15 protein-coding genes are annotated in these 16,188 nt (G+C 61.2%); 11 read left to right on the top strand and 4 right to left on the bottom strand.

Translation table 11 applies throughout. The features are described from left to right. Nucleotides 1-374: 374 nt before the first annotated feature. The 4 genes from C816_RS11895 to C816_RS11910 form a co-directional block, all read right to left on the bottom strand. Nucleotides 375-1,181, bottom strand: coding sequence for a sensor histidine kinase (locus tag C816_RS11895; RefSeq protein ID WP_016322638.1), 807 nt, complete (start codon nucleotides 1,179-1,181; stop codon nucleotides 375-377). Between the two features lie 260 nt (nucleotides 1,182-1,441). Next, on the bottom strand, nucleotides 1,442-3,994 hold the full coding sequence (locus C816_RS11900) for a hybrid sensor histidine kinase/response regulator (RefSeq protein WP_016322639.1): 2,553 nt from the start codon (nucleotides 3,992-3,994) through the stop codon (nucleotides 1,442-1,444). Between the two features lie 40 nt (nucleotides 3,995-4,034). Continuing rightward, entirely contained in the window at nucleotides 4,035-4,397 is a 363-nt protein-coding gene (locus C816_RS11905; RefSeq protein WP_016322640.1) for an Hpt domain-containing protein, read from the bottom strand. Continuing rightward, the gene (locus tag C816_RS11910) at nucleotides 4,394-6,508 is read right to left on the bottom strand and encodes a diguanylate cyclase (RefSeq protein WP_016322641.1); all 2,115 of its coding nucleotides are present in this window, start codon (nucleotides 6,506-6,508) and stop codon (nucleotides 4,394-4,396) included. Before C816_RS11910 ends, C816_RS11905 begins: the two co-directional genes overlap by 4 nt. A 648-nt stretch (nucleotides 6,509-7,156) precedes the next feature. Here C816_RS11910 and C816_RS11920 point away from each other — a divergent pair. The 11 genes from C816_RS11920 to C816_RS11970 all read left to right on the top strand — a co-directional run bounded on the left by C816_RS11920 (nucleotide 7,157) and on the right by C816_RS11970 (nucleotide 16,161). Beyond that, entirely contained in the window at nucleotides 7,157-7,540 is a 384-nt protein-coding gene (locus tag C816_RS11920; protein WP_040655560.1) for a flagellar basal body rod protein FlgB, read from the top strand. Nucleotides 7,541-7,627: 87 nt separating this feature from the next. Next, on the top strand, nucleotides 7,628-8,092 hold the full coding sequence (gene flgC / locus C816_RS11925) for a flagellar basal body rod protein FlgC (RefSeq protein WP_016322643.1): 465 nt from the start codon (nucleotides 7,628-7,630) through the stop codon (nucleotides 8,090-8,092). Between the two features lie 20 nt (nucleotides 8,093-8,112). Then, on the top strand, nucleotides 8,113-8,412 hold the full coding sequence (locus tag C816_RS11930) for a flagellar hook-basal body complex protein FliE (RefSeq protein ID WP_016322644.1): 300 nt from the start codon (nucleotides 8,113-8,115) through the stop codon (nucleotides 8,410-8,412). A 145-nt stretch (nucleotides 8,413-8,557) separates the two neighbouring features. Next, nucleotides 8,558-10,225 carry a flagellar M-ring protein FliF C-terminal domain-containing protein gene (locus C816_RS11935; RefSeq protein WP_040655561.1) on the top strand — a complete coding sequence of 556 codons (1,668 nt, stop codon included), beginning with the start codon at nucleotides 8,558-8,560 and terminating at the stop codon, nucleotides 10,223-10,225. Next, nucleotides 10,218-11,279, top strand: a complete 1,062-nt coding sequence (fliG, locus tag C816_RS11940) for a flagellar motor switch protein FliG (RefSeq protein ID WP_016322646.1) — start codon at nucleotides 10,218-10,220, stop codon at nucleotides 11,277-11,279. Before C816_RS11935 ends, fliG begins: the two co-directional genes overlap by 8 nt. Beyond that, complete coding sequence (locus C816_RS11945; RefSeq protein WP_016322647.1) at nucleotides 11,272-12,174, top strand: FliH/SctL family protein; 903 nt, start codon at nucleotides 11,272-11,274, stop codon at nucleotides 12,172-12,174. Before fliG ends, C816_RS11945 begins: the two co-directional genes overlap by 8 nt. After that, nucleotides 12,143-13,444 (top strand): flagellar protein export ATPase FliI, encoded by a 1,302-nt coding sequence (gene fliI, locus C816_RS11950; RefSeq protein WP_016322648.1) that lies wholly within the window; start codon nucleotides 12,143-12,145, stop codon nucleotides 13,442-13,444. The genes C816_RS11945 and fliI overlap by 32 nt, the downstream gene beginning before the upstream one ends. A 35-nt stretch (nucleotides 13,445-13,479) precedes the next feature. After that, nucleotides 13,480-13,929, top strand: coding sequence for a flagellar export protein FliJ (fliJ, locus tag C816_RS11955; protein ID WP_016322649.1), 450 nt, complete (start codon nucleotides 13,480-13,482; stop codon nucleotides 13,927-13,929). Nucleotides 13,930-14,030: 101 nt separating this feature from the next. Then, complete coding sequence (locus C816_RS11960) at nucleotides 14,031-15,092, top strand: flagellar hook-length control protein FliK (protein ID WP_016322650.1); 1,062 nt, start codon at nucleotides 14,031-14,033, stop codon at nucleotides 15,090-15,092. A gap of 25 nt (nucleotides 15,093-15,117) precedes the next feature. Next, nucleotides 15,118-15,780, top strand: coding sequence for a flagellar hook capping FlgD N-terminal domain-containing protein (locus tag C816_RS21855; protein WP_016322651.1), 663 nt, complete (start codon nucleotides 15,118-15,120; stop codon nucleotides 15,778-15,780). Nucleotides 15,781-15,786: 6 nt separating this feature from the next. Beyond that, nucleotides 15,787-16,161: a TIGR02530 family flagellar biosynthesis protein gene (locus C816_RS11970; RefSeq protein WP_016322652.1), complete on the top strand. Its 375-nt coding sequence runs from the start codon at nucleotides 15,787-15,789 to the stop codon at nucleotides 16,159-16,161. The last annotated feature ends 27 nt before the right edge of the window (nucleotides 16,162-16,188 follow it).

Raw genomic sequence — 16,188 nt, forward strand, 5'->3', positions numbered from 1 at the left:
ACAGCTTCTAAAATATGGGGCCTGCTCAGTCACAGACCAAGCCTTGTTTGAAATATGCCACAACGCCCAAGCGATGGATTTCCCCCCCCCGCTCCGCGCTGGGTTTCCTTGCCATACAAGAGTATGACGGCGTCAAATCGCCTTATCGGCAAATCAATCTCTCGCCGCTGAGGATTTTGCCATTTATCAAACAGGGCCTGCAGCAATCTTCAAAATTGCTGACAACGGGCGGCCGCCCCTGCGCATTGCCTGTAGGGGGCAGTCCGTTTGTCAGGAACTTTGACGTTTGCTATAAGCGTATATATAATTGTATATGTTCCGCTGTGCCAGCTCCGCTCGGGAAAAGAGGCCGCTCGCCGCTGTGGGAAGGAGAGTCAGCTTTGGCTGCGGATACGAAACGCCTGAACGGGCAGGGCGTCCGCCAGGGCCAGCAGGGTGCGGTTAAAGCCTCCGGCATAGTCGAAGGGGACGTCGGATACGGAGCCCTCCACCCGCCGGTCCGGCAGAGAGAGCGTAAAGCGGCTGCCCTTGTCCACCTGGGATTCCGCCATCAGCATGCCGCCGTGGCGCTCTGCGATTTTGCGGCACAGGGACAGTCCCAGCCCCATGCCGCAGGGGGCGGGCGCCTGCCGCTCCATGTGGAGATAGCCGTCAAACAGAGAGGCCAGGCGTTCCGGGGGAATGCCCTGGCCGGTGTCAGTGACGGAGAGAAGCACCCGCCTGGCCTGAACCCGCAGCTCTACGGTGACGGAGCCGCCGGGCGGGGTGAACTTGAAGGCGTTGGAGAGCAGATGAAACAGCAGCTGCTCCAGCATCTGGGGGTCCACCGCGCAGACATGGCGGGAAAGGGCGCAGGAAAACCGAACCTCCAGCCCCAGAGATTGGGCCAGATCTCCGGCCCGGTCGCAGATCTCCCCCACGAGCTCCGTCAGATCCCGGTTCTGGAGGGACAGGGGTGCGTCCTCCGGAAGGGCGGCGGCAGAGAGGAGGTTTACCAGCCGCAGCAGCCTGTAATAGCTCTGGTCCATAACGGCGGCTTTGCGGTCCAGGTCCGGATCTTTCTCCCGGGCCTCCGGCGGAACCGCCTGTACGGCCGCGAGATGAAAGGTGCTGAGAGCCCCCCGGATTTGGGCGGCAATGGCGGGAAACAGGGATTCAGGCTGTATTTGACGTGATTCCATGGCAAGCTCCTTTCAGGCGGCTGAGACACGGTCTGGGCGTTGGCAGTAGCATTTGCCGGGGACGGAATGAAAAACCATGGAAAACACTGCCTGCGACGGTAACAGAATAGCAAAAAAAGAGAAGAAAAACAAGTTTTTGTCGAATTTTATCAAAATTTGTCGGAAAGAAGCGCATGAGGAAGGACGGCGGGCAATGCCCGCCGCCTCAGTTTGTCGGAAAACTCCATATGTAGAAAAGATTTCTGTCCGCCCTGCGGCGCTTATTGGTCCAGATATTTTTCCAGCAGCCGGGAGACCTCCCGCAGGTCGATGGGCTTGGAGATATGGGCGTTCATGCCCGCGTCCAGGCACCGCTGGATGTCCTCGGAGAAGGCGTCGGCGGTCATGGCGATGATGGGGAGGGAGGCGTCGGGGCGGTCCAGGGCTCGGATGGCCTGGGTGGCCTCGTAGCCTGTCATGATGGGCATCCGCAGGTCCATGAGGACCGCGTCGTAATAGCCTGGAGCGGCGGCGCTGAACTTCTCCACACAGATCTTGCCGTTTTCCGCCCAGTCCAGCTCCAGCCCCAGGCTGGTGAGCAGCTCGTCGGCGATCTCCCAGTTGAGCTCGTTGTCCTCCGCCAGCAGGATGCGCCTGCCGCTGAAATCCGCCACATGCTCCTGGGGCAGGTTCTCCGGCACGGTCTCGCCGGTATCCACAAAGGGACGCAGGCCGTAGAAGAGGGTGGATTTGAACAGGGGCTTGGAGATAAAGCCGTTGATGCCGACGCTCTTGGCCTCTGCTTCAATGTCCCCCCAGTCATAGGCGGAGATCAGCAGGATGGGGATATTCTCCCCCAAACGGCGGCGCAGCTCCCGGGCGGTTTCGATGCCGTCCATTCTGGGCAGCTTCCAGTCCAACAGTATGATGTGATAGCCGTCGTGCCGCAGGAAGCGCTCCTCCGCCATGCGGACGGCGCTCTCGCCGTCCAGGGTCCACTCGGCGTGGAGGCCGATGGATTTCAGGGAGGCCACCGTGCTCTCGCACAGCTCCCTGTCGTCGTCCACTACCAGCATGTTCCAGTTCGGCAGGACCATGTCCGCCTCCTGCACGGTGGATTTCTCCAGGTCCAGCGTCACGTGGAACTCAGAGCCCTTGCCCTGTTCGCTGTGGAGCTGGATGGTGCCGCCCATGGCGTCCACAATGAATTTGGTGATGGCCATGCCCAGGCCGGTGCCCTCGGTCCGCTGGACGCGGCGGCTGTCCTCCCGGGAGAAGGAGTCGAAGATCTTTGCCTGGAACTCCGGGGACATGCCGATGCCGCTGTCCTTCACCAGCAGATGGGTGCGGATGAAGTCCTCTCCCTTGGGGGAGGGCTCCTGGTACAGGGCGATGTGGATGCGGCCCTCCACCGGCGTGAACTTCACGGCATTGGACAGGAGGTTCAGAACCACCTGGTTCAGCCGCACGCTGTCGCAACACACGTTCTCCGACACAATGTCATGGATGAAGATGTCAAACTGCTGCTGCTTGGCGTGCACTTGGGGCTGGACGATGTTGACAATGCCGTCCATCATCTCCCGCAGAGAGAGCTGGTCGATGTTCAGCGTCATCTTTCCGCTCTCGATCTTGGACATGTCCAGCACGTCGTTGATGAGGTTCAGCAGGTGCTTGCTGGACAGGGCGATTTTTTTCAGGCAGTGCTGTACCTGCTGCTGGTTTTCGATATTGGCTGTGGCGATGGCCGTCATGCCCACGATGGCGTTCATGGGCGTGCGGATGTCATGGCTCATGTTGGAGAGGAACTCGCTTTTGGCCTTGTTGGCGGAGACTGCGTCCTGCCGGGCCTGCTCCAGCTCGGCCAGCTGCTGCTTGGTGATCTGAATGTAGCGGAAGAAGATCAGCAGCAGCGCCGCCAGCACCACCACGCACCCGGCGATGGCCATAGAACTCCACTGGTGGCTGAGATGGGCGATCTCCTCGTTCAAAGTGCCGTAGGGCATGACCACCACCAGATACCACTCCGAGTAGGACAGCTTGGTGCACAGCAGGTGGCGCCGTTCCTTGCCGATGACCAGCACGGTGGAGTAATCCTCCCCCGCATCCATGGCGGCCTGGAGCTCCTGGACGTGCTGACCGGCGTCGCGGCCACCCAGTTCGTCATAGATGGCGTAGATCCGGTCAAAGTAGTTGTCCCGGTAGGCCTCGCCGTTGCGGATGACGAAGGAGCCGTCCTGCCGGATGATATGGGAGTACATCATGCCGTCCTCGTCGTCAAGGGAGAGGGTGTCGCTGATGTAATCCACCGGCAGGGCTGCCACCAGGGCGGCGCACGTCCCTCCGCCGGACATGGGATAAGCGCAGGGGACCCCCATCAGGACCACGCGGTTTCCGGCCGGATCGGTGCCTACGGCGATCTTTTTCTCGCCGGCATTCAGGGAGCTCAGGAAGGGCTCCGGATCGGTCACGGTCAGGTCGCTGCCGTAGAGGGTTTCAAAGCCGCCGTCTGCGGAACAGAGGGCCAGGTGCTCAAAGCCCCGCGCCCTGGCGCTGTAAACCAGGTTTTCCGTCAGGGCGTCCCGGTTTACGCTGCCGGGGAGGTTGGTCTCCACCAGGGCCTCCAACTGGCTCAGCCGCAGATCCATGGTAGTCTCAAAGTGCTTGGAGATCTGCTGGCTCATGCCGGACATATAGATCTTGCCCACACTGTTGATCGTCTCCCCGCTCCGCTGGTTCATATAGAAAGCCAGAAAGGAGAAGATGCAGACGCAGAGGATTGAGACGGCGATCAGGCTCACCATCAGAAAGCGAAGCGTTTTTTTGTTGTTGTTCATCTGTCAGTACCTCCGTGTCCGCGGATGACGGTATCCTGCGTCATGTCCCGGCGGCGGCCTGAAAGGCCCGAATGGCGCCGACGGTGTCCTGATAGTCCCGGCCCACCTGCTCCGCAAGGCCGTCCGCCTCCGGAGTATAGCCGTGGCGCAGGGCCTCGCTGAGCTGGCTGCTGGAGTTCAGCAGCCGGGTGAGGCCCAGGTTCTGGCACACGCCCTTGATGGTGTGGGCGGCCCGGAAGGCCTCCTCGTAGTTTTGGGAGGACATGGAGTCCAGCAGCAGCTGGTAGCTGCCGTCGTCCACAAATTTGAGCACAAATTTCTGAATCAGACGGTCGCTGCGAAGGCGGCCGAGGACCTCGTCATAGTTGCCGCCCATGGCGGCGTAGCACTCCTGCAGTGTCATATCTGCCCGTCTCCTTTCTGATCCGCCGAAGCGGTCTCCGCATCCCCGCCGCCGTCGTCGATGGGGGAGATGACGGAGAGCATTTGTTTCATGGTTTCGTCGTAGAAGCGGTACCGGCCGCGTCCGCCGCGCTTTACGGTGTACAGGGCCTGGTCCGCCGCGTGGAACAGCGTGTCATAGTCGCAGCCCACCAGGGCCGTCGGGGCGATGCCCATGCTGACGGAGATGGTGAAATCCTCGTATGTACCGCAGAGGGATTCAAAGATCCGGGACACCACCGGCTCTACGTCCCCCTTGTGCTCCAGGAAGATGAGGAACTCGTCCCCGCCCACACGGGCGGCAATGTCGCCGCCGCGGATGCTCTGGCGCAGCTTCTCCGCCACATATGTCAGAACATGGTCGCCGAAGGAGTGGCCGTAGGTGTCGTTGGCGGACTTGAAGTGGTCCAGATCGAAGATGGCCAGGGCGAAGCTGGCGGTGGGCCGGCCTTCGATTCGCTCCAGGATGCGCTTTTTGGCGTAGGCGTGGTTCAAAAGGCCGGTGAGCGTGTCATGGGAGGCCATCTGCTCCAGGGCGTGGAGCTTCATCCGGGAGTCGTGGATGTCGATGGCCTTTCCGATGGCGCCGGTGTAGCGGGCGGGCTCGTCGGCGGACCAGATGGCCCGGGCCACAATTCTGTACCAGCGCGTCTCGCCGTTGAGGTTCAGCTGGCAGTCATAGGACACCACCGGCTGGTCCGGGCAGGTGCTGTGCAGGGCGTTGGACAGGCCCTGGACCCACTCGGGGTCCATCAGGGCCAGAACGCCTTCATTGTGAAGCGGGTCCATGACGGTCTCCCCCAGGCCCAGCTTCTCCGCGCCCCAGGCGGAGATGGTTACCATGGCGGGGGAGGCGGTGTACTCAAACTGAATCTCCTGAGTCATGGCGGCGAAGAAGCTGTACTTCATCCGCTCATGCTCCAGCAGCTGCAGGGTGCGCTCCGAGGCGGTGAGCTCCTCATAGCGGTGCATCTCCTGGGAGATATTCCGCATCTCCCTCTGGTCCCTCTGGGCCTGCGTGTCGCCGGTAAGGCCGGAGCGGATGATTTCGGAATTCTCCTGGAGACATTCCAGCAGCAGGGGATTAAAGGTTCCGCACTTGCCGTCCAGAATCATCTGGACAGCCTCGTCGTGGGGGAAGGGCGGCTTGTATACGCGGACGCTGGTGAGGGCGTCGTACACGTCCGCCAGGGCCACCACCTGGGCGGAGATGGGGATGTCGTCTCCCTGCAGCCCGTCGGGATAGCCCCGGCCGTCATAGCGCTCGTGATGCCAGCGGCAGATCTGATAGGCCACCTTCACCAGCGGATCATGCTGGTGGATGGGAAGGTTTTCCAGCATATCCGCGCCTACGGTGGTGTGGGTTTTCATCACGGTGAACTCCTCCTCCGTCAGCTTGCCGGGCTTGTTGAGGATGTTCTCGTCAATGGCGATCTTGCCGATGTCGTGGAGGGAGGAGGCGGTGGTGATGATGGAGATATCCCCGGGGGTGAGGCGGTAGCGGTCCGTCTTCTGGGAGAGCCTGTGCAGCAGCAGTTCCGTCAGTGTGCGGACATGGAGCACGTGGAGGCCGCTCTCGCCGTTGCGGAATTCCACGATGTGGCTGAGAATGTCGATCATCAGGTTGCCCTGGCGCTCCTTCTCATAGATCTGGTCCGCAACCATGCCCACCAGCTTTTTCTGCTTGGCGTAGAGCAGGAGGGTGTTCACCACCCGGCGGTGGACGATCAGCGCGTCAAAGGGACGGGCAATGAAGTCCGTGACCCCCAGCTCATAGGCCCGCTCGATGTGGCTGGAGCCGCTTTCGGCGGAGATCATGATGACGGGGATGTCGTCGATCCAGTGGTTCTGGTGCATGGTGTCCAGCACGCCGAAGCCGTCCATCTCCGGCATGACGATGTCCAGCAGCACCAGGGAGAGCTCCGTACCCATCTTTTGAAGAATGCCGACGCCCTCCAGGCCGTTTTCCGCCTCTACAATGTCGTATTCCTCTCCCAGCATGTCGGCGAGGATCGCCCGGTTCAGCTCAGAGTCGTCAACAATCAGGATTTTCTCTTTTCGGGTCTTTTTCATACGCGTGGGATCACATCCTTAAATAAGCGTGGCGCCCGCCGCCGGCGGGACGTTGTGGAAGGATAAAAGTCCATTCCTATCTTAGCATAAAAAACAGAAGCTGGCAAGCAGTTGTATCGGGGAAAGGGTGAAAAATTAGAGAGCCGGTGCTCATTTTGGGTAAAATGGCAAACGAGAACCAGAAACTGACGTTTTGCCGAAAGATGCGCCGCGGACAAACGAATATGTGGCGGAGTATACAAAAAATGAATAAGAGGAAAAAGCGAAAGACCTGAAATGCCGCAGGAAAAGCGAGGTTTTTTGTGAAAATTACAAAAAACAGAATTAAAATACGTTGAAAATAGAACCATATTGCGTTCAAATTTTGGGTGAGCAAAAATATGGAAGGCGGAAATGCGGAAAAACCTCTTGCATTTTCCAGGTGGTTCGTACTATAATGGACAACGGAAAAACATTCTGTACATATGTGTATTCTCCCACCGCGGGGGCTGTTTGGAGCCGGCGGTGCGCGAGGTGCTCCGGTGGGGGTGTCATTCTTATTTGGAAGAGTACTGTATAGTGTACCATGCGGCAGGGGCCCAAACCGGCCGCGAGATGGGACACTATATCTTTTTCATCCTTTTTATCGCTTTTTTAGGAGGGATTCAATTGGATTTTCTGTCGACCAACTCCTTTTTGCTGATGGAGAAGTCCCTGGGCTTTTTGTGGACGAAGCAGGCGGCCATTCTGGACAACATCGCCAACGCCGAAACGCCCAACTACAAAGCCAAGGTGGTTACATTTGAGGAGACGGTCCGCTCCAAGCTGGAGACGGCCCGCTCCGGCGTGAAGCCCCGGCAGACCGCGCGGCAGGTGCTGGAGGAGTCGGAGTTCGCCGTAACCGAGCACCTGGACTCCGCCCGCATGGACGAGAACGGCATCAACGTCACCGCCCAAAGCGTGGAGGCCATGCGCAACGCCTACCAGATGCGCTATGTGCTCAACGCCATCAACAGCGACCTCAAGCTGCTGCATGCGGCGGTCCGGGGATGATTTCAGAAACATTTCAGGGCGGCCCTGTAAAATAGAAGCGAGTTGATTGTACGCCGGACTGCCGTCCGGCGGGAAATGGAGAGCGTTATGGGTTTTTTGAGCACCATGAATATCGTGGGCTCCGGCCTGACGGCCCAGCAGCTGCGGCTGGATATTATTGCGGAGAACGTGACCAACTCCACCACCACCCGGGTGGAGAACGGGGAGGGCCCCTACCGCCGCAAGGTGGTGGTGTTTGAGGCCGAGACGGGCAAGGACGGCTTCCGGGCCGCCATGGCCCGGGCGGCCTACGGCCTGGCTCCTGCCAGCGGGAAGACCACCGCCGGTGGCGTGCGGGTGACGAACATTTTGGAGGACCCCTCCGACCTGCCCCTGGTCTATGACCCCACCCACCCCGACGCCAACGAGGAGGGGTATGTGGAGATGCCCAACGTGGACATGGTCAAGGAGATGACGGACGCCATGGCGGCCGCCCAGGCCTACGCCTCCAACGTGACGGCCTTTAATACCTTAAAAACTGTGATCGCCCAGGGGCTGGAGATCGGAAAGTAAGCGCAGGGAGGAATTGAGCTATGATTACACCCATTGAACAGCTGGAGCCGATTTCCGGAGTCAAGAGCGCAAAGCCTGTAGAGACGGTCCGGGGGGACCAGAGCTTGTTTGGGGCGGTGTTTCAGTCCGCCATTGACAATGTGAAGCAGACCGATATGGAGGTGCGGGAGGCCCAATATCTGCTGTCCACGGGACAGCTGGATAACCCTTCCGCGGTGACCATCGCCGCCGAGAAGGAATCCATTGCGCTGGACCTTTTGATCCAGCTGCGCAACAAGGCGCTGGACGCCTACTCCGAGCTGACGAGGATCAGTCTCTGATATTGAACGAATAGGGGGAAGGCCTCCCCCTATTTGTCGTGCTTGAGTAGTTGCCGCGGATTCTGAACGGGATCTTAAACGGCACAGGATTATGGAGAGATGAGACAAACAAGACAGGAGAAGGAGGTGACGGCGTTTGAACAAGGTGGTTGACAAGGCCAAGGCCATTTGGGGCAAGGTCTGGGAGCGGCTGAAAAAGATCTCCAAGAAGATTTACATCGCGGCCGCCGCGGCGCTGGTGGTTCTCGCCGTTATCCTGGTAATCGTTCTGAACAACAAGCCGTACTCCACGCTGGTCACCGGCGTGAGCATGGACGAGATGTCCAGCGTGCTGCAGCTCCTGGACGCCTGGGGCGTCCGGGATTACAAGGTGGAGAACGGGGACACGATTCTGGTGCCGGAGAGCCAGCAGAGTCAGCTGCAGGCCCGGGTGCTCATGGAGAACGTGTTTCAGTCCGGCCAGGCCAAGTATTTTGACAATCTCAGCGCCCTGTCCACCAATCAGGAGCGGAACGCCGCCACCCTGATGGACCTGGAGGAAAAGCTGCGGGCGACCATTCGCAGCTTTGATAACGTGCAGGACGCCGTTGTCAACCTGACGCCCGGCGAGGACCGGGGCTATGTCCTGGACAGCGGCAACGTAGTCAATGCGACCGCCGCCGTGAAGGTGTCCATGCGGGACGGCAAGAAGCTCACCACCCAGCAGGCCGCGGCCATCCGAGAGTTTGTGAGCAACTCCCTCCAGGGGCTGGAGATCAGCCGGGTCAGCATCACGGACGACTACGGAAATACATACAGCGGCGGAAGCCTCACCGCCGACAGCGACGCCTCCGCCCTGAAAATGCAGCTGGAGGAGGAGCAGTCCAACAAGATCCGCACTCAGATCATGCAGGTGCTGGCGCCCGCCTTCGGCGAGGAAAATGTGGACGTGGCCGTCAACTGCGTGGTAGAGGTGGGCAACGTCACCGAGAACCGGGTGGACGTGTACCTGCCGGAGTACGCCCAGAACGGCGAGACCAACGGCCGGGGCATCATCGGTTCTTTGATTTATCAGTGGTCCTATAACCGCGACGGCGACGAGACCGTCGGCGGCGTTGTGGGCACGGAGTCCAACTCCAACATCCCCAACCCGGACTTCTCCCAGTACATGGAGAATAAGCCCAATCTGGACGGGACGGAGTCTGCGGCGGACGCCAGCGGACAGATCGACTACGACAACTCCCGCAGTGAGAAGCATATCGTCACCACCGCCGGCTATTTGAAGGACTGCTCGGTGGCGGTGAGCATCAATTCCACCACCGCCGGCAACGTGGACACGGCGGAGTGGCAGGAGCACGTGGCCCGTGCGGCGGGCATCTACGGCGAGGTGGACGAGGAGACCGGCCTGGAGATTCTGGACGGGCGCATCTCCGTCATCTCCTATCCCTTCTTCCGTGAAGAGCCTCCCGCGCCTGTTCCCGGTATCTTCGACATTGAGATCGCCGGCATTCCTATGTGGGTATTCATCGCGGCGGCGGGCGGACTGCTGCTGTTCATTATCCTGCTGGTGGTCATTCTGGTGGCCCGCCGGCGCCGCCGGAAGAGACTGGAGGCCGAGGAGGCCGAGGCCCAGGCCAGCGAGGTGGACGCCCTGCTGGCGGCGGTGGGTCTGGGCGGCCAGGCCACCGACGGCAACGGCGCCGACGTGATGGAGATCCAGACCGAACAGAGCATGCAGCTGCGCAAGGACATCCGGCAGTTTGCCAGCGAGAATCCGGAGATTGCGGCGCAGATGGTCCGAAACTGGCTGAGAGGAGGGGACGACGATGGCTGAGGCGGCAGCGGCAGCGCAGGCGAAACCCGCCGCGAAGCAAAAGCAAAAGCCCAAGGTGGAGCTCACCAGCGCACAGAAGGCCGCGGCAGTGGTCGTCGCCCTGGGCGCGGAGAAGGCGTCCCTGCTGTACCGGTTTATGGAACCTGAGGAGGTCGAGCAGCTGACCCTTGAGGTGGCCCGGCTGGGAATCCTGGACTCGGAGATTACCGAGGAGATTCTCAACGAGTTCTATATGATGTGCCTGAGCAACAAGGCGGTCACCGAGGGCGGTCTGGAATATGCCAGAGCGGTCCTGGAGAAGGCCTACGGTCCTCAGGCGGCGGAGGAGATGCTGGGCAAGGTCACCAAGTCCCTGAAGCACCGGCCCTTCTCCTTTATGGATAAGGTGGACGTGAAATCCATGGTATCCACCCTGCGCAACGAGCGGCCCCAGACCATTGCCCTGGTGCTGGCCCACGTGGACCCCGACAAGGCCGCAGATGTGCTGGCCAGCCTGGACGAGGGCCGGCAGGTGCAGGTGGTCAAGAGCATGGCGAAGCTGGAGGGCGTGTCCCCCACCGCCGTGAGGATCATCGAAAACCAGCTGCGTGGCCAGTTCGACAATATCATGGTCACCTCCAATATCAAGGTCGGCGGCGTGGACTACGTGGCCAGCGTCATGAACAACCTGGACCGCACCAGCGAGAAGAACATCTTCGACGGCCTGTCCGACTACGACCAGGAGCTGGCGGACGAGATCCGCAAGCGGATGTTCGTCTTCGAGGACATCATCACCATGGACGACCGGTCGGTCCAGCGCTTTCTGCGGGATTGCGACCCCAGAGACCTGGTGCTGGCCCTCAAGGCGGCCAACGCCGACGTCGCCAACAAGCTGTTTACGAACATGTCCAGCCGTACAGCGCAGAACATCAAGGACGACCTGGAGATTACATCCAATGTCCGCATGAAGGACGTGGAGGAGGCCCAGCAGCGGATCGTGGGAATCATCCGCAGTCTGGAGGAAAAGGGAGAGATCATTATCCTGAAGGGCGGAAAGGACGATATCATTGCCTAATGTATGGAAATTCATATCCCGCCCAAAGGCAGAGCCCTATCGCTTCCCCGAGGCCGAGGAGCTGACGCCTCAGACCGCGGAGCCCATCCTGGAGCCGCCTCCTCCCGGCGAGGCGGCGGAGCCGGAGGCAGAGATCGAGACGGAGGCTGCGGAGCCGGAGGCGGAAGAGCCCCAGGACCCCGTCAGCTACGCCCAGATTCAGGCGGATGAGATTCTGCGGGACGCGGAACGCCGGGCGGCGGAGATTCTGGAAAACGCCCGGCGGGAGGCCCGGGAGCAGTCCGAGTCCATCCTGGAGGAGAGCCGCCGGGCGGGCCTGGAGGCCGGACGGGCTGAGGGCGTCGCCCTGGGCGTCCAGCAGGCGCTGGAGGAGGGCCGCGAGGCCCGGGAGCGTCAGGCCCAGACCCAGGGGGCCGAGGTGGCCCAATTTCTGGAGCGGGCCGGCCAGGCGCTGGACCGCCAGATGGATGACAATGTGGAGGAGCTGCGGGATCTGGCCCTGGCCATCGCCGAGAAGGTGGTGAGCGTCAGCCTCAAAAGCAGCTCCGAGGTCATCTGCCGGATGATCCAGGCCGCCATCGACAAGCGCAAGCGGCGGGAGTGGGTCCACATCTATATCGCCGAGTGCGACGCAAAGCAGCTGGTGAAGCTTCCCCAGTCCCTGACGGCGGCGCTGTCCGCCCTGTCCGGGCGGGTGCGCATCATCCCTATGGCGGATGACGAGGCCGGCACCTGCATCATTGAGATGCCGGACGAGATCATCGACGCCAGCGCGGCCACCCAGCTGAACAATATCCGAACCATGTTGTCCGACACGTCCACCGGCGGAATGGACACCAATCTGAATTTAGGCGGAGGGTTTCATGTTCCGACAGATGATCCGCCAGGTCTATAACGCGGAGACGTACAGCCTGACAGGAAAGATCGAGAATATCGTGGGCATGTCCATTGAGGCCTCCGGCGGCCACGCGGCCGTGGGGGACATCTGCCGGATCTACAACGGCGACTCCGGCGGACAGGTCACCGCGGAGGTAGTGGGCTTCAAGAACGACCACATCCTGCTGATGCCCTACTCGGACATGAACGGCATCTCCGCCGGAAATTTCGTCCGGAACACCGGACGGCAGCTGACGCTGCGGGTGGGGGAGTTCCTCCGGGGCCGCATTATCAACGCCATGGGCCAGCCCATTGACGGCAAGGGCCCCTTTGACGGCGGCGACCCCTACTGCGTCAGCGGCTCCTATGTCAACCCCCTCCAGCGCCCCCCCATCCGGGAGCGCATGGAGTTCGGCGTAAAAGCCATAGACGGCATGATTACCATCGGCAAGGGTCAGAGAATCGGCATCTTCGCCGGCTCCGGCGTGGGCAAGTCCACGCTGATGGGCATGATTGCCAAAAACGTGAAGGCGGACATCAACGTCATCGCCCTGGTGGGCGAGCGGGGCCGCGAGGTCCTGGAGTTCGTCCAGAAGGATCTGGGCGAGGAGGGGATGCGCCGCTCTGTGCTGGTGGTTGCCACCAGCGACCAGCCCGCCATGCTGCGGATGAAGTGCCCCAGCGTGGCCACGGGCATCGCGGAGTACTTCCGGGACCAGGGGTACGACGTGCTCCTGATGATGGACTCCCTGACCCGGTTCGCTATGGCCCAGCGGGAGATCGGCCTTGCCATCGGCGAGCCGCCGGTCTCCAGAGGCTACACCCCCTCCATGTACGCGGAGATGCCCAAGCTTTTGGAGCGCAGCGGAAATTTTGACAAGGGCTCCATCACCGGCGTATATACTGTACTGGTGGAGGGCGACGACACCAACGAGCCCATCGCCGACACGGTCCGGGGCATTCTGGACGGGCACATCGTCCTCTCCCGCGCCCTGGCCAACAGCAACCACTACCCGGCCATTGACGTCTCCGCCAGCATCTCCCGTCTGATGGTGGAGATTGTGGACCCGGAGCACCGGAAGCTGGCCTCCCGGATTCGGGATATTATGAGCGTGTATGAGAAAAACGCAGATCTGGTGGCCATCGGCGCCTACAAGCCGGGGACCAACCGCAACCTTGACTACGCGTTGTCGAAAATTGACGCAGTCAACGAGTTTTTGACCCAGGATGTCAACGAGGCGTTCAGCTATGACCAGTGCATCGCCAGGATGCGGGCCATATTGAAATAGAGTTTACCAAACAAGAGAAAAGAGGCTGAAACCGTTTGAAGAAGTTCAAATTCTCTTTGGACACGGTCCTCTCCTACAAGCAGCAGGTGCTGGAGGCGCTCCAGGGCGAGCACGCCCTGGCTCTGGCGGCGGTGCGGGAGCAGGAGGCGCTGCTGGAGAATCTCTGGAAACAGTACCGGGATTACAACGCGGAGTACCGCCGGCGGGCGGAGGAGGGTCTGCCTCTCACCGAGGCGCTGATGTACCAAAACGGCCTGCGGGCCGCCGAGCAGGAGATTCAGCGGGAGACCCGGCGCCTGGAGGAGCTTCGGGCGGAAGAGGAGAAGCGGCGGGAAAAGGTGGTGGAGGCCAAGAAGGACACCTCCTCCATCGAGAAGCTGCGGGAGAAGAAGCTGGACGCCTATCACAAGGCGGAGGCCAAGAGCGAGGAGGCCTTTATCGAGGAGTTCGTCAGCACCATGCGGGTCAACGCCGCCAACGCCTGATGAATTGTCCCGGCAGATCTCCTATGATGAAAGGTCCAATACGGCGCATAAAACCGCCGTTTGGAATATAGATATGGTATTCGGAAGGAGGTGAAAGAGAGATGGATCAGGTATACAACAGCATGCTGTATATGGCGCAGGTTCCGGCGGAGCGCCCCGCGGTAAAGCAGCCCGCCCAGTCCCAGGAGAAGGACGGCTTCCAGAAGCAGATGGAGCAGGCCTCCGGCAAGACGGAGACCAAGACCGAGACCGCTGCCCAGGACCAGACCCAGGAGGGCCCGGCCGTGACGGAGGACCCCCAGGAGCTGGAAAAGCAGATGGCCCTGGCGGCTATGGCGGTAATGCAGAACCCGGTGGTTCCGGTGGAGCAGGTGACGGCCCCGGAGGAGACGGCGGTGACAGAGGTATCCGATGTGGAGATCGTCGTTGAGACAGCGGACGCCCCGTCGGTGACAGCCCCCGTGACGGCTGACGCGGCGGAGATCGTGCCCGAGGAGGGCGCGGAGGCGGCTGTGGAGCAGCTGCCCCAGGAGCAGGCGAAGCCCGTGGAGGTTGAGACCCGGACAGCGGAGGATACCGGCGCGGAGCTGGAGGTCAAGGTGACTACCGGTGAGGCCAGCGGAACCGAACAGGAGAGCGATACCCAGGATACCCCCGAGGAGGGAATGGCGGAGACCCCGGTGTTCCAGGACGTGCGGGAGATCCCCGTGAAGGTGGGCGAGGCCTCCGCGACGGAGGAGACCCTGGAGACCCCTGTGGAGGACCAGATCGGCCCTAAGCTGGCCGAGGCGCTGAAGGCCGGAGATACCCGTGTGGAGATTCAGCTGGCCCCTGACAGCCTGGGCAAGGTGACTGTGGAAGTGACCATCCGGGAGGACGGGACGCTGCATGTGGCCCTTCACGCCGAGAACAGTCAGACCCGCGGCCTTTTGGAGCGGAGCGCCGACAACCTGATGGCCATGCTGGGCAGAGATGCGCGGCAGGAGGTGCAGGTGGAGGTTCCCCGCCAGCAGGAGAGCCAGCAGCAGAACTTCTACGACGGCCAGCAGGGCCGCGAGCGCCAGGAACGCCAGCAGCAGCAGGAGCACCGCCAGGAGCGGCAGGGCGGAGAGGACTTCCTCCACCAGCTGCGGCTGGGATTGATCCCCGGGGACGGGGAATGAGACACACCAGAAAGGAAGTGAGACAATGGCAGATTTTTCATCAAGCGATCTTGGCAGCATCTATGGCAGCAGCCAAGTAGCCAACAAAAACCTCAATATCCAGAAGAAGGGTTCCAACCTGGATTTGGATATGACCGACTTTATCCAGCTGATGATTACCCAGCTCACCAACCAGGGCATTGACGAGACGGTGGATACCTCCGACATGCTGAATCAGATGATCCAGATGCAGATGGTGGAGACCATCGCCACGCTGACCGACGCCTCCGTCATGAGCTACGCGGCATCTCTGGTGGGCAAGGACGTTACCGTCGGCAAGTTCGACTCTGAGGGCAACCTCCAGGAGATCTACGGCACCGTCACCGGCACCGGCACCATGAACGGCAACCAGGTGATCTTTGTGAACGACGAGTACTACCAGATGAGCGAGATTCTGGCCGTGGGCAAGCTGCCTCCCAAGAAGGAGGAGGGCGACGACAAGGTTGAGGACACGGAGAAGCCCGGAGAGACCGAAAAGCCCGATGGGACGGAGAAGCCGGACGGGACCGAGAAGCCCGATGAAACAGAGGAGCCGGACGAGATCGAGAACCCCGGCGAGACCCAGCCGCCGGATGAAACCCAGCAGCCCGACGGGAGCGACCCGGAGTACAGCGGCGAGAACGGCACACCCAACGATCGGGGGGTGTAATGCGAGATGATCGAACGGGTATCAAGACAAGTCCAGCAGCCGGTGTCCGCGGCGGCCCAGAGGGCGCGGCAGGGAGCCGGTTTCCAGGGCCTTCTCCAGCAGGAGCTGCAAAAGGCGGCCCCGGCCCCGGAGGTGGCGTTTTCCAAGCACGCCATGAGCCGCGCTGAGGAGCGGGGCATCGAGATTACCCCCAGCCTGATGGACCAGATCCGGGGCAGCATGGTGCGGGCTCAGGCCAAGGGCGCCACGAATATCCTGGCCATGGATTCCGAGAAGGCATTCATCATCAACGTGCCCAACGCCAAGGTCATCACGGCCATCACCCAGGACGAGATGAAAGACAGCGTATTTACCAACATTGACGGCGCCGTGTTCCTGTAAATTCTACAGAGGGCAGGACCGGTTTTT

The organism is Oscillibacter sp. 1-3 (assembly GCF_000403435.2).
GTDB lineage: Bacteria > Bacillota > Clostridia > Oscillospirales > Oscillospiraceae > Oscillibacter.

Bases quoted from the DNA above. Each gene is read 5' to 3' on its own strand.
- C816_RS11895 (WP_016322638.1), bottom strand. From the start codon at position 1,181: ATGGAATCACGTCAAATACAGCCTGAATCCCTGTTTCCCGCCATTGCC.
- C816_RS11900 (WP_016322639.1), bottom strand. From the start codon at position 3,994: ATGAACAACAACAAAAAAACGCTTCGCTTTCTGATGGTGAGCCTGATC.
- C816_RS11905 (WP_016322640.1), bottom strand. From the start codon at position 4,397: ATGACACTGCAGGAGTGCTACGCCGCCATGGGCGGCAACTATGACGAG.
- C816_RS11910 (WP_016322641.1), bottom strand. From the start codon at position 6,508: ATGAAAAAGACCCGAAAAGAGAAAATCCTGATTGTTGACGACTCTGAG.
- flgC (WP_016322643.1), top strand. From the start codon at position 7,628: ATGGGTTTTTTGAGCACCATGAATATCGTGGGCTCCGGCCTGACGGCC.
- C816_RS11930 (WP_016322644.1), top strand. From the start codon at position 8,113: ATGATTACACCCATTGAACAGCTGGAGCCGATTTCCGGAGTCAAGAGC.
- fliG (WP_016322646.1), top strand. From the start codon at position 10,218: ATGGCTGAGGCGGCAGCGGCAGCGCAGGCGAAACCCGCCGCGAAGCAA.
- fliI (WP_016322648.1), top strand. From the start codon at position 12,143: ATGTTCCGACAGATGATCCGCCAGGTCTATAACGCGGAGACGTACAGC.
- C816_RS11960 (WP_016322650.1), top strand. From the start codon at position 14,031: ATGGATCAGGTATACAACAGCATGCTGTATATGGCGCAGGTTCCGGCG.
- C816_RS21855 (WP_016322651.1), top strand. From the start codon at position 15,118: ATGGCAGATTTTTCATCAAGCGATCTTGGCAGCATCTATGGCAGCAGC.
- C816_RS11970 (WP_016322652.1), top strand. From the start codon at position 15,787: ATGATCGAACGGGTATCAAGACAAGTCCAGCAGCCGGTGTCCGCGGCG.